At 68.4% G+C, this 12,874-nt stretch carries 14 protein-coding genes; 6 read left to right on the top strand and 8 right to left on the bottom strand.

Annotated features, from left to right (window positions below; all coding sequences use genetic code 11):
- Positions 1-75 precede the first annotated feature (75 nt).
- From O9344_RS16275 to O9344_RS16260, 4 genes are all read left to right on the top strand, one after another.
- Positions 76-789 carry a hypothetical protein gene (locus O9344_RS16275; protein ID WP_298479642.1) on the top strand — a complete coding sequence of 238 codons (714 nt, stop codon included), beginning with the start codon at positions 76-78 and terminating at the stop codon, positions 787-789.
- A 138-nt stretch (positions 790-927) separates the two neighbouring features.
- The gene (locus O9344_RS16270) at positions 928-2,412 is read left to right on the top strand and encodes an aldehyde dehydrogenase family protein (protein ID WP_298479639.1); all 1,485 of its coding nucleotides are present in this window, start codon (positions 928-930) and stop codon (positions 2,410-2,412) included.
- Positions 2,413-2,459: 47 nt separating this feature from the next.
- Positions 2,460-3,206 carry an SDR family oxidoreductase gene (locus tag O9344_RS16265; RefSeq protein ID WP_298479636.1) on the top strand — a complete coding sequence of 249 codons (747 nt, stop codon included), beginning with the start codon at positions 2,460-2,462 and terminating at the stop codon, positions 3,204-3,206.
- Complete coding sequence (locus O9344_RS16260; RefSeq protein WP_298479632.1) at positions 3,206-4,375, top strand: fumarylacetoacetate hydrolase family protein; 1,170 nt, start codon at positions 3,206-3,208, stop codon at positions 4,373-4,375. The genes O9344_RS16265 and O9344_RS16260 overlap by 1 nt, the downstream gene beginning before the upstream one ends.
- Positions 4,376-4,381: 6 nt before the next feature.
- Here O9344_RS16260 and O9344_RS16255 read toward each other — a convergent pair whose 3' ends face one another.
- Positions 4,382-4,684, bottom strand: coding sequence for a hypothetical protein (locus tag O9344_RS16255; RefSeq protein ID WP_298479629.1), 303 nt, complete (start codon positions 4,682-4,684; stop codon positions 4,382-4,384).
- A 153-nt stretch (positions 4,685-4,837) separates the two neighbouring features.
- On the opposite strand from O9344_RS16255, the gene O9344_RS16250 reads away from it, so the two are divergent.
- Positions 4,838-5,068, top strand: a complete 231-nt coding sequence (locus O9344_RS16250) for a DUF2158 domain-containing protein (protein WP_298479626.1) — start codon at positions 4,838-4,840, stop codon at positions 5,066-5,068.
- Positions 5,069-5,095: 27 nt separating this feature from the next.
- Here O9344_RS16250 and O9344_RS16245 read toward each other — a convergent pair whose 3' ends face one another.
- The 7 genes from O9344_RS16245 to O9344_RS16215 all read right to left on the bottom strand — a co-directional run bounded on the left by O9344_RS16245 (position 5,096) and on the right by O9344_RS16215 (position 11,721).
- Positions 5,096-5,338: a hypothetical protein gene (locus O9344_RS16245; RefSeq protein WP_273511557.1), complete on the bottom strand. Its 243-nt coding sequence runs from the start codon at positions 5,336-5,338 to the stop codon at positions 5,096-5,098.
- 16 nt (positions 5,339-5,354) lie between these two features.
- Positions 5,355-6,083, bottom strand: coding sequence for a hypothetical protein (locus tag O9344_RS16240; protein ID WP_298479619.1), 729 nt, complete (start codon positions 6,081-6,083; stop codon positions 5,355-5,357).
- A 424-nt stretch (positions 6,084-6,507) separates the two neighbouring features.
- Positions 6,508-8,820, bottom strand: coding sequence for an EAL domain-containing protein (locus tag O9344_RS16235; protein WP_298479616.1), 2,313 nt, complete (start codon positions 8,818-8,820; stop codon positions 6,508-6,510).
- Positions 8,821-8,958: 138 nt separating this feature from the next.
- Entirely contained in the window at positions 8,959-10,206 is a 1,248-nt protein-coding gene (locus O9344_RS16230; protein ID WP_298479613.1) for a CCA tRNA nucleotidyltransferase, read from the bottom strand.
- Positions 10,203-10,484, bottom strand: a complete 282-nt coding sequence (locus O9344_RS16225; RefSeq protein ID WP_298479610.1) for a DUF6111 family protein — start codon at positions 10,482-10,484, stop codon at positions 10,203-10,205. Before O9344_RS16225 ends, O9344_RS16230 begins: the two co-directional genes overlap by 4 nt.
- Positions 10,481-11,137 (bottom strand): CoA pyrophosphatase, encoded by a 657-nt coding sequence (locus tag O9344_RS16220; RefSeq protein ID WP_298479607.1) that lies wholly within the window; start codon positions 11,135-11,137, stop codon positions 10,481-10,483. Before O9344_RS16220 ends, O9344_RS16225 begins: the two co-directional genes overlap by 4 nt.
- On the bottom strand, positions 11,134-11,721 hold the full coding sequence (locus tag O9344_RS16215; RefSeq protein ID WP_298479604.1) for a DUF1285 domain-containing protein: 588 nt from the start codon (positions 11,719-11,721) through the stop codon (positions 11,134-11,136). Before O9344_RS16215 ends, O9344_RS16220 begins: the two co-directional genes overlap by 4 nt.
- Positions 11,722-11,872: 151 nt before the next feature.
- Between O9344_RS16215 and O9344_RS16210 the strand changes: the two genes are divergently transcribed.
- The gene (locus O9344_RS16210; RefSeq protein WP_298479601.1) at positions 11,873-12,874 is read left to right on the top strand and encodes a MoxR family ATPase; all 1,002 of its coding nucleotides are present in this window, start codon (positions 11,873-11,875) and stop codon (positions 12,872-12,874) included.

Genomic DNA, 12,874 nt, shown 5'->3' with positions numbered 1-12,874 from the left:
CGAACACGCCGCTCCCGCCGCTGCCGCGCCACGATTATATGATGGTTAACCATCGCCCCTCGCCCGGACAGCCCCATGGACGCCAAGCCGACTGCCGACCGCCCGTCTTCCGACCGGAGCCTCAAGGAGACGATCCGCGCCCTGCGGATCGATGAGGCCGAGCGCACCGGTGTCGTCGTCGCGCTGCGCGAGGCCGATCTCGCCCGCCTCGGCATGCTTCAGGAGAGGCTCCAGCCGGTCTTTGGCGAGGTGCCACGCCACGTCGAGCTCTTCGACACCGGCATCACCCCGGGCGAGACGCCGCGGCTGTGGATCGACATGGTCACCTTCGTCGAGATCGGCCGCGACAAGCGCAGCTACCGTTTCTTGCAGGACACGAGCGACGGCCGCCGCGTGCTGATCGAGAGCACGGATATCGGCGCGGTCGCCGGGCGCATCACCGCCTACATGGCGCGCCGGCTGATCGAGCGCGAACGCCTGCTGGCGCAGATGCCCGCTGTCGCCGCTAAGACGCCCGAGGGCGAACGGGCCCTGCCGCCGGCAGACCTGCCCGCCGCCTTCCTCGCGGCGCGCCATGCAGGCGGTGATGCGACCGGCGAACCCGCGGCAGCGACGGTCACGCCGGCGCAGCCTGCCCCCGCGACCGCTCAGCTCATGCAGGAGCCGCCCTCAGCCGAAGCGCAGCGCGTCCGCTTCTCGGGCTTCGGCGCCTTCGTTGTTTTCCTCATCGGCATCGCGGCGGGGATCGGCGGCGTGCTCGCCGTGGCGCAGTTCGCCGTGAGGATCTGACCGCCCTCCCCGCCCCTGGCGGAAAGGCTCCCATGCGAGCCCCCTCTTCCGGCGCCCGTGCGGCGCGGCTAGCGTGCGCGCCCGATCATCCGGCGCCGCCCCATGCGGCCGGCGCCCGCCCTCGCCGAGGAAATCCGCATGACCGCCAGCCCTGAGGCCATCACCCCGCCCCGCGGCCTCGCCCGCGCCTATCTCAATGTGGTCGACGGCAAGTCGGTGGCGGCGGCGAGCGGCGCGACGCTGGACGTGGTCGGACCATCGGACGGCGCCGTTATCTCGTCCATGCCGCGTTCCTCTGCCGAGGATGTCGACCGGGCGGTGGCCGCGGCCCGCCGCGCCTTCGAGGAAGGCCCCTGGGGGCGGATGACCGCCACCGAGCGCGGCCGCCTGCTCTGCAAGCTCGCCGATGCCATCCTCGCCAACCACGACGAGCTCTCGCTCTTGGAGAGCATCGACACCGGAAAGCCCGCCCGCCAGGGCAAGGCCGACATCACCGCCGCCGCGCGCTATTTCGAGTTCTACGGCACCGCCGCCGACAAGGTGCATGGCGAGACCATCCCCTTCCTCAACGGCTACACGGTCGCGGTCGTCCGCGACCCCCATGGCGTCACCGCCCATATCGTGCCGTGGAACTATCCCGCGCAGATCTTCGGCCGCTCGGTGGCGGCCTCGCTCGCCTGCGGCAATACCTGTGTGGTGAAGCCGGCGGAGGATGCCTGTCTCTCGCTCATCCGCATCTGTGAGCTGGCGCTCGAGGTCGGCTTCCCGCCGGGCGTCATCAATCTCCTCACCGGCCTTGGCGAGGAGGCGGGCGCGGCGCTCTCCGCCCATCGCGGCATCGACTTCATCTCCTTCACCGGCTCGCCGGAAGTCGGCACGCTGATCCAGTCGGCGGCGGCGCGGAACCATATCGGCTGCACCCTGGAGCTCGGCGGCAAGTCGCCCCAGGTCGTGTTCAAGGATGCCGACTTCGACGCGGCGGTGCCGACCCTCGTCAACGCCATCATCCAGAACGGCGGCCAGACCTGCTCGGCGGGTTCGCGCATGCTGGTGGAGCGCACGGCTTATGACGAGCTGGTCGGCCGCGTCGCCGAACGCTTCAAGACCGTCCGCGTCGGCGCCTGGGACATGGACCTCGACTGCGGCCCGATGATCACCCGCGGTCAGAAGAAGCGGGTCGAGGACTTCGTCGCCCGCGCCCGCACCGACGGCATTCCGGTTCTGGCGGAAGGCCAGCTCGCGCCGAACCTGCCGCCGAACGGCTTCTATGTCGCCCCGACCCTGTTCGGCCCGGTGCCGCGCTCAAACCGCCTCGCCTGCGACGAGGTCTTCGGCCCCGTCCTCTCGGCCATTCCCTTCGACGACGAGGAGGACGCCATCCGCCTCGCCAACGGCACCGACTATGGCCTCGTCGCCGGTGTCTGGAGCCGCGATGCGAAGCGCTCGATGCGGGTCGCCCGCGCCATGCGCTGCGGCCAGGTCTTCGTCAACGGCTACGGCGCCGGCGGCGGCATCGAGCTGCCCTTCGGCGGCGTGAAGAAATCCGGCCACGGCCGCGAGAAGGGTTTTGAGGCGCTCTACGAGTTCTCCGCCTCCAAGACCGTCGTCATCAACCACGGCTGAGCGATCCAACGCCTGCCCACCAAGCATCCACGCATCAGGGGGAAACCATGCGTCTGAAGGACAAGGTCGCCATCGTCACCGGCGGCGCACAGGGCTTCGGCCTCGGCATCGTCGAGGCCTTCGCCAAAGAGGGCGCGCGCATCGCCGTCCTCGACCTCAACGAGGAGGGCGCCAAGGCGGCGGCCAAGCCCTTCGGCCGCAAGGCCTTCGGCATGAAGTGCGACGTCTCCAAGGCCAAGGACGTCCAGCGCGCCGTGGCCAAGACCATCGAGCGCTTCGGCAAGGTCGACATCCTCGTCAACAATGCCGGCACCTCCCACCGCAACCGGCCGATGCTGGAGGTCGACGAGGCGACCTTCGACCGCGTCTTCGACGTCAACGTGAAGTCGATCTTCCACTTCGCCCATGCCGTCGTCCCGCCGATGCGCCAGAACGGCGGCGGCGTCATCGTCAATGTCGGCTCCACCGCCGGCATCCGCCCGCGCCCCGGCCTTGCCTGGTACAATGCCTCCAAGGGCGCGGTGAACCTGCTCACCAAGTCCATGGCAGTCGAGCTTGCGCCCGACGGCATCCGCGTCTGTGCGCTGGCGCCCGTCGCCGGCGACACGCCGCTCCTCGGCACCTTCATGGGCGAGGACACGCCGGAGATGCGCAAGAAGTTCGTCGCCTCCATCCCCATGGGTCGCCTTTCGACCCCGAAGGACATTGCCGACGCGGCGCTGTTCCTCGCCGCCGATCCCGGTCATTTCCTCACCGGTGTCGTGCTCGAGGTCGATGGCGGGCGGTGCATCTGATGTCCGTCACGCTCGCCGCCGGCTCAACCCTTCCCGCCGACGGCACGGCGGGCACCCTTGTCGGCCGGGTCTTCAGGCCCGGCCTCGGCCCCTCGGTTGTGGTGATCCGCGCCGGCGGCGTCTTCGACGTCACCGGCGCCTTCCCCACCACATCAGATCTCTTCGACCGACCCGACCCGGCCGCAGCCATTGTGGCCGTACCGGGTGAGCGGATCGGCGACCTCGCCACGATCCTCGCCAACACGCCGCCCAAGGCGCGTGACACCAGTCAGCCCTTCCTGCTCTCGCCGATCGACCTCCAGGCCGTCAAAGCGGCGGGCGTCACCTTCGCCATCTCGATGGTGGAGCGCGTCATCGAGGAACAGGCCAAGGGCGTGCCCGAGCGCGCCGCCGCGATCCGCGCCGAGATCGGCGAGATCATCGGCGGCGAACTGAAAGGCCTGAAGCCCGGCTCGCCCGAGGCAGCCGCACTGAAGAAGCACCTGCAGGAGCGCGGGCTCTGGTCGCAATATCTCGAGGTCGGCATCGGACCGGACGCCGAAATCTTTACCAAGGCGCCGGTCCTGTCCTCGGTCGGCACCGGGGCCGATGTCGGCCTCCATCCCATCTCCACCTGGAACAATCCGGAACCGGAGGTGGTGCTGGTCATCTCGGCGGCGGGCCGCATCGTCGGCGCGACGCTCGGCAATGACGTCAACCTCCGCGACGTCGAGGGCCGGTCCGCGCTGCTCCTCGGCAAGGCCAAGGACAACAATGCCTCGGCGTCCCTCGGCCCCTTCGTGCGCCTCTTCGACGCCACCTTCGGGATCGACGCCGTCAGGACCATGAAGATCTCGCTGAAGGTGACCGGCGAGGACGGCTTCGTCCTGGATGGCAAGAGCGACATGGCGGCGATCTCGCGCGACGTGGAGGACCTCGCCCGCCAGGCCATCGGCCCGCACCACCAATATCCGGATGGCCTCGTGCTCTATTGCGGCACGCTCTTCGCGCCCATCCAGGACCGCGGCGACAAGGGCAAGGGCTTCACCCACAAGCTCGGGGACATCGTCACCATCGCCAGCCCCGAACTCGGCGGCCTGACGAACCGGGTGCGGCTGTCGACGGAATGCGCGCCCTGGACAGACGGGATCCGCGCGCTGATGGCGAGCCTCGCCGCGCGGCGAGGCTGAGAAAGGTCAGATGAAGGAGAGGAAGGGCACGTCGAACTGCCCTTCCCGGTTCGCCGTGGCGACGACCGCGACGAAGACCGCCGCGGCGGCAGCCCGGAACTGGCGGCGTGCAGAGCGCGCCTCGCGATGGGCCAGCACCTTCATCACGCCGCCGAGGTCCAGCGCATATTCACGCACCAGGAAAGCCGCGACCTCGCTGCGCGTCTTGCCGCTGGCAAGGCACTCCTCGGCGAGATCGACGAGAGCGTCGGAGCTGGTCTGGCTGTGCATGGCGACGCTGGTCTCCCTCTGGTGCAAGCCATGAGACATGGGACGATCCACAACAGCGGAGCCGGCATCGTTTGTCATGCGTCCCACTACGTAGCGGGACCGGATTCGTCTGCGACGCAGCGTCGCGCTGTCGTGATCGCGCCGTCACGGACCCGTGCGAAGAGGAGCCCGCACCCCAACAAGGAGGCTTCCATGACCTTTCGTGCCGGCGACATCGTCACCCTGAAATCGGGCGGCCAGGCCCTCACCGTCGCGGCGATCCACGACGAGGACGCCACCTGCATCTGGCTTGGCGAGGAAGGTGACCTGTTCCGCGAGCAGATCCCGCTCATCGCCCTCGAGGCCATCCTTGATCCCGAAGATGAGGAAGAGGAAGAGGGCGAGGGTGAATCGGAAGACGAGGATTCCGACGACAAGGAATGAGGCAGCGAGGAGTGAAGCTCCCGGCCGTCAGTCCGAACTCGGAAGGCGGCGCATCGTGAACTCGATGCGGCCGTCTTCCAGCTCGCGCCAGAACTCGACCTCCGTGAGGTAGGCCGCCTTCGGGAAGCGATCGAGGATTTCGCGCGCCTTGATCCGCGCCGCCTCGCGCGGCAGCACGAAGGTCTCGCGCTTCCAGCCATCCGATGCCTGGTCGCGGGCACCGGGCGCACGGCGGACGGCGTCGAAGGGCCTGTTCCTGTCCGACCTCATCGCCCGCCTCCCCGGCTCAGGCCGCCGCGGCAGCCTCCAGCGCGTCATCCGTCATCGGCACTGCCACGCTCCGCTCGGGGCGGGGACCGAACAGCCGGTCCTGCTCCTCACGGGTGGACATCATGAACGGATAGCGATCATAGACCCGCTGCCGCATGAGAGGGAAGGACACGCCCATCAGGTTGATGGGGTTCTTCAGGTTCGGGTAGAGCCGCGGCTCGCCGACCGGTTCCATGAACAGCAGGCGCTTGTAGAAGGCGCGGTGCTCCGTCCGGACGGTCGCCAACGCGTAATCGGCCTCGGCATGTTCGGCCGCCAGCATGCCCATCCGCACGGTCGCATAGGCGAGGCCGGGATGGATCCGCGACAGTTCCTGGTCGACGACGAAGCGCGTGGGATCGACGATCACCTCACCGCGGGCGATGCGCGGCCCGAGGACGTCACCGAAGACCGAGAGGGCCGGAGCGATCGGATGCTGCGGGCTCGCGACATGCACTCGGATGGAGCTCGCCAGAACACCGTCGAGATGCAGGCTGAAAATGAAGACGTTCGGTGCGTCATCGAAGTCATCGGCGAAGAGACCGGTCTCGTTGGGAAGGATGGCACCTTCCCGGAGGTAGCAGTCATAGCGCAGGCGAAACACCGCCTCACGCTCGGCGGCGGTCACAACCCGCCGGTATTCCACACGCCGCACGAGGTCTGCGACGTTGCGGGAGAACGAACTTTCGGCGTTAACCGTAATCATCTGAACAACCCCGCGAGTCTGTCGAATGGCAGCCCGTATGAGCAGGATCATTGTTCATGGTTTTTTAACCAATGGAAAGCGGTTGGTTAAATCATCGTTAACGCGTCCCGAGAAAAACGGTCAGATACAATGACCGTTATCATTATACCTCCATTTTTGCTTCGCTGCGCCGCACAGGTCGCGGCGGGCGTAGCCGTGGCGGCTCCGGCATGTCGAAAAGGACGGAAGAGCGGCCTCTGGCCGTCATTTGCGGCGCATTCGCCGAAGCGATGACGATTTGGCAGGATCTGAACGGGGAGATGTGGCTCGAAAGCCCTTGCGCCGGAGCGTGCCACCCGGCGGAACCGCGCCGCGGCATGGTGCGGCACGGGATGATTACGGATGCCGCAAGGGCATGACGCAACGGAAGTATTGAGGGCGCGTTTTACGCAGCCCGCGCCAGTAGATCCTTGGCGGTCCGGCCCATCATGGCCTTGACCTGCGCATCGGGCACGGCCGGGCTGAGGATGAAGCCCTGGATCTCCGTCACGACGCCGGCCGCGTCGATCATCTTGAGCTGCTCGTGGGTCTCGACGCCCTCGACCACGACGGAGAGGCCGAGTTCGGCGCCGAGGCGGGTGACACCGCGCAGGAGCTTCGCCGCCTTGCGGTCGGTGGTGATCGGCCTGACGAAGGACCGGTCGATCTTCACCTTGTCGATCGGGAACTTGTGGAGGTAGCTGAGGCTCGAATAGCCCGTGCCGAAATCGTCGAGCGACAGGCGCACGCCCATGGCCTTCAGCCGCTCCAGCGTCTCCAGCACCGGCGCGGAATCCTTGAGCAGCAGCGTCTCGGTGATCTCGAGCTCCAGCCGCGACGGCGCCAGCCCGCTGATGCTCAGCGCCTCTGCCACGACCGCGGCCACATCGTCACGCTCGAACTGGACCGATGAGAGGTTCACCGCGACGCGCACGCCGTCGGGCCAGCCGGCGCAGGCCTGGCAGGCCTTGCGCATGACCTGGCGACCCATCTCCAGGACAAGGCCGGTCTCTTCGGCCACGGGGATGAACTCGGCGGGCGAGATCATGCCACGGACGGGATGGGGCCAGCGCACCAGCGCCTCGCAGGTGGTGACGCTGAGCGTCTTGAGGTTCAGCAGCGGCTGGAAATAGACCGCCAGCTCGTCGTTCTGCAGGGCCCGGCGCAGGTCCATCTCGATGGCGCGGCGGGCCTGGGCGCGACGATCCATTTCCTCTTCGTAGAAATGCAGCATGCCGCGGCCGCCGGCCTTGGCACGGGCGAGCGCCATGTCGGCGCTCTTGAGGAGCTGGTCGGCATCCGTGCCGTCGCGCGGGGCGAGAGCGATGCCCACCGAGGCGCCGCAGGCGATGGCCTTGCCTTCGATCTGGACGATGTCGCCAATGGTCTCGATGACCCGGCCGGCGAGCGAGATGACGTCGTGCTCGCTGCGGGCTCCGGTCTGCAGGATGACGAACTCGTCGGCGCTGAAGCGGGCGACCACGTCGTTCTCGCCGACGGTGAAGCGCAGCCGGTCGGCCACCTCGATGAGCACGGCATCGCCCGTGCTGTGGCCGAGCGTGTCGTTGACCTGCTGGAAATTGTCGAGGTCGACGAAAAGGACGGCGAGCATGTCGTCGCCGTTCATCATCGACAGCGCCGCCTCCAGGCGCTCCTGGTAGAGCGAGCGGTTCGGCAGGCCGGTCAGCGCGTCATGGCGGGCCATGTGAGCGATGCGGGCCTCGGTGCGACGCTTCTCGGTGATGTCCTCGATGGCGACGACCAGGCCGCCCGATTCCATCGGCTGGAAGGTCATGTCGACGTTGCGGTCGCCGGCGGTGACCTCGAGCTGGCTGCTGGCGAGATCGCCGCGCCGCGTGCCCACCGCCTCGATGATGCGGCCGCCATCGCGCTCCGACAGGAGGCCGAGCTCGACATAGGCGGCGATGATCGCCTCGCAACGCGAGCGGGTGGTGATGGTCTCCGGATCGATGGGGAGGATCTCGCTCCAGCGCCGGTTGACGACGAGCACCCGGCCGTCTGCGTCGAACATGGCGAGGCCATGCGGCATGTTGTTGAGGGCGGTGTCGAAACGGTCGGCCAGCAGCGAGACATCGCGCTTGGCGATGATGGCGTTGAGCAGGATGTCGCGCAGGCGCCGGGCAATGCTGCGGACGCTGGCGAAGAAGGGCACGGCGAAACAGGCGAGGATCAGGTAATCCCAGTTGCCGGTCATCACCATGCCGAGGACCAGCGGCGCGCACAGCAGCGCGATCTGGTTGTCGACGAACGGGCCGTTGGCGAAGTTCCGCCCGCCGACACCGACCATGTAGGACAGCGCCACCGCGACGCAGAAGAGATGCGCGCTCGGCAGCGTCGTCAGCACGAAGCAGGCAAGGCACCACAGGCCGATGGTGAAGACGAGGAGGTTGGCGCCGATCGTGTACTCGCGCTCCCAGTGGCGCGCCTGCTCGGCGCTGCGCACATCCCGGCGCTCCCGCCGGTAGGCGCCCATGCGCAGGATGCGGCCTGCGGCGATGAGCACGATGGCGAACGGGAAGGCGACAAGGATCGGGTTGGCGGTGACGACGGCGACATAGACGGTGCCGGCGAGGGCCGCGAGCACGCCGAGCAGCAGCGAGCGCACGTCCTCGTACAGCGCATCGACCATCGAGACATAAACCTCGACCGGCAATTCGCGCGCTGTGCTCTCGGGACCGTTGCGGGTGACGCTCACCATCTCGTCGGATTAAGCCGTGGGGCCTCTCCAGAGGGAGGGGCGGACGGATTGATCCAAACAAAAAAAACTTGCCCATCAATTAATTGGCGCGAGATGGTTGCGCATATCGGCCACGCATTTATCGGCCGTTTGGCGCGGTCAGCCGCGCTCCTCCGCGAGCGCCGCGGCCGTGATGGCCTCGACGCTCGCCCGGTCCATGGGGAAGTCGGCAGCGATCCAGCGCTCGCGCACCGACGCGAGGACACGGCCCACGGGAGGGCCTGCGGGAAGGCCGCGGCGCATCAGATCATCGCCGGACACGGGCAGGCTCGGGGCCTTCCAACGCTCCGGCAACGTAAGGAGCTGCAACCAGGCCGCATCGTCTGCGGGCGCGCCGGATCGTGCGAAACCGACCATGGCGCGGTCGCCGTAGCCGCGCGGTCCGGTGGCGGCGAGGAGGGCCTTGGCGGCGATGGGGCCGGCGGCCGGATCGGCCTGGCGCCAGCCGTGGCCGATACCCTCGAGGCGGCGGAACTCGGCATTGGAAAGGGCGAGGCGGTCGCGCAGTCGCACCGCATCCTCGCATGTCAGCACCGCCAGCGCGCCCATACGTCGCACCGGATCGGCCGGAAGGCCCGTCGCCGCCTCGATCGCCGACAGGCGCTGGACGCTCGCCGCCATGGGCACCCCGCCAAGGATGCGGTCGAGCAGGCCGCAATCGGCCATGGCCTGGGCACCCGCGCCCGCACGCGGGGCGACGAGGAGCTTCATCAGTTCGGCGCGCACGCGCTCGCGCGAGAGGTCCGCGACGCCCGCCCGCTCGGCGATCGCGGCGGCCCGCGCCTCCGCGTCCAGCGCGCCCGCGCCATAGGTCGCATGGAAGCGGAACAGGCGGAGGATCCTCAGCCTGTCCTCGCGCACGCGCGCGATCGCCTCGCCGATGAACCTGACGCGCCCGCGGGCGAGGTCCTCCCGCCCCCCGAACGGGTCGAACAGCGCCCCCTCCGCCGTCAGGCTCATGGCATTGAAGGTGAAATCCCGCCGCGCCGCGTCCTTGAGCCAGTCGTGCCCGAAGCGCACCACCGCGCGGCGCCCGTCGGTCGCCACATCCTCGCGCAGCGTCGTCACCTCGAAGCCGGTGCCGTCCACCACCACCGTGACGGTGCCGTGGTCGATGCCGGTCGGCACGACCTTGAACCCGGCCTTGCCGCAGCGGGCCGCGACCACGGCCGGAAGCGCCGTCGTCGCGATGTCGACGTCGCCCGACGAGGAGCCGATCAGCCAGTTGCGCACCGCCCCGCCCACGGGACGCGCCTCGTCGCCCTCGATACCGATCACGTCGATGAGGCGCCGCACCGGCCCGTCCGCGAACCAGGCCGGCAGCGGCGGCAGCGGAGCCTCGCTCATCGCGGCGGCTCCGGCCGGCGTGGCTGCATCTCCGCGGGGAGAAACACACCATTCTCGACCCGCGCCGGGCGATAGACGACGTTCGGATCCCGCACTTGGTAGGACAGGTGGTAGAGGAAATAGCCGCCGCCGAGCACGAGGCCGAACAGGCCGAGCCAGACCACCGGCTGGCGATCCCAGTGCTCCTTCAGGAACGGGTTGCGCTCCTTCAGGTGCAGCCAGAAGAAATACAGCACGAAAGGCAGGATGAAGAGGACGAGGTTGATTGCGATCCTCATGCGGGAGCCCCCACAGGCGCCGCCTCATCGAGCCGCTCCCAAAGATTGCGGATGATCCCGGCGGTGATGCCCCAGATATACCTTTCGCCGAAGGGCATGGCGTAGAAATGCCGCCTCTGGCCGTTGAACTCGCGGTGCTGCCTCTGGTGGTTCGCCGGATCCATGAGGAACGAGAGCGGCACCTCGAAGGCGTCGGTCACCTCGCGCGGATTGAGCGCCAGTTCGAAGGGCGGATGCACCAGCGCCACCACCGGCGTGATGAAGAAGCCGGTGCGCGACAGGAAGGGCAGGAGGTAGCCGAGCGGCTGTACATGGGCCCGGGCAAGGCCGATCTCCTCCTCCGCCTCGCGCAGCGCGGCGTGCAGCGGCGTCGCATCCTCCGTCTCGATCTTGCCGCCGGGAAAGGCGATCTGACCGGAATGGTCGGGCATGTCGCTGGAGCGCTGCGTCAGCAGCATGGTCGGCTCGTCCCGCGCCACCACCGGGACCAGCACGGCGGCAGGCCGGGGCGGACGGCCCTCGTTGACCGTATGGTCGCCCTCGTCGAGCGGGCTGGTCGCGCCATTGCCGAACAGGTCCTGCTGCACCTGCGGCAGGTCGAGGTTGAGCCGGCGGGTGACCGCGAGGCGGAATGCGTCAGGCGAATCGATCACGTCAGGCCCTCGATCTCGACGGCATCCACCATCGGATAGAACGTTCCCGCCACATAGAGCCCGAACCAGTCGCGGTCATCATGGCGTTCGATCTCCCCGACGCTCGCGAGATCGTGAAAGAGGGACCGCGAAACCCGCGCCCAAAGGTCGCGGCGCACCAGCACATAGGGTTTCACGCCGTCCGTGCCCTCCTCCTTCTCGAAACGCAGGGGATGGTCCTCCCCGACCTCGATCCAGTCCTCGACCTGGGTTCGGAAGGCGATGCGGCGGTCACGCCCCTCGCCATTCACCCGCATTTCCACCGCCGCGAAAGGCGCATCGTCCACGACGATGCCGATCTTTTCCACGGGCGTGACGAGGAAATAGCGCCCCTCCTCGCGCTTCAGCACGGAGGAGAACAGCTTCACCAGCGGCATCCGGCCGATGGGCGTCTTCATGTAGAACCAGGTGCCGTCGGCAGCGATGCGAATGTCGAGATCCCCGCAATAGGGCGGGTTCCACAGATGAACCGGCGCCCCGCCGCCGGCCTTCTTCAAAGCCGCCGCGATCCCGTCGAGACCTTGCTGCGGTCCCCCCTGCGTCATCACTTCGCCACCTCACGATTGGGTGATGGGCCCTGTCTTCCGGACCGGTTCCGGTGGACGATGCCTGTGACGAACCTAAGACTCGACTATCCCCGTCGCAACGCATGGGCCATGATGCAATGCACAGCGACGCAGCCTCGAGGGAGCAACCATGACCGCCGAGACCGCCGAACGGATGGAAGACGCCATCGTCCGCGCCGCCGAAGCGACGGCCGCCCAGATCCGCACCGCGCGCGCCAATATCTCCACCGTGATCTTCGGCCAGCAGGCCGTGGTCGACCGGGCCCTGATCACCGTCCTGTCGGGCGGCCATGCGCTGCTCGTCGGCCTTCCCGGCCTCGCCAAGACCAAGCTCGTGGAGACCATGGGCACGGTGCTCGGCCTCGACGCGCGGCGCATCCAGTTCACGCCCGACCTCATGCCCTCCGACATTCTCGGCTCCGAGGTTCTGGAGGAGGAGGCCGGCGGCCGCCGCGCCTTCCGCTTCATCAAGGGCCCGGTCTTCGCCCAACTCCTGATGGCGGATGAGATCAACCGCGCCTCGCCGCGCACCCAGTCGGCGCTGCTCCAGTCCATGCAGGAGCACCACGTGACGGTCGCCGGCGAGAGCTACGAGCTGCCGCGCCCGTTCCACGTGCTCGCAACCCAGAACCCGCTCGAGCAGGAGGGCACCTATCCCCTGCCCGAGGCGCAGCTCGACCGCTTCCTCATGCAGATCGACGTCGACTATCCCGACCTCGAGGCTGAGCGGAAGATCCTGTTCGACACGACCGGCGCCGACGAGACCCGTGCCAAGGCCGCCCTCACTGGCGACGACCTGATGGCAGCGCAGCGGCTCGTCCGCCGCCTGCCGGTGGGCGAATCCGTGGTGGAGGCGATCCTCCAGCTCGTCCGCTCCGCCCGTCCCGGCGCCGCGAAGGGCGAGCTCGCGCAGGCCATCGCCTGGGGTCCGGGCCCCCGTGCCTCGCAGGCGCTCATGCTGGCCGTGCGCGCCCGCGCCCTGCTCGATGGACGCCTTGCGCCCTCGGTCGACGATGTCGTGGCGCTGGCCGAACCCGTGCTGAAGCACCGCATGGCCCTGTCCTTCTCCGCCCGGGCCGACGGCCTGACGGTCGAGAAAGCCATCGCCGCTCTGGTCAAGCCGATCGGTTGA

The sequence above is a fragment of the Phreatobacter sp. genome (genome assembly GCF_027532945.1).
Taxonomy (GTDB): Bacteria; Pseudomonadota; Alphaproteobacteria; order Rhizobiales; family Phreatobacteraceae; genus Phreatobacter.
The sequence above is the reverse complement of the archived record's forward strand: the minus strand, read 5'-3'. Positions and strand labels throughout refer to the sequence as shown.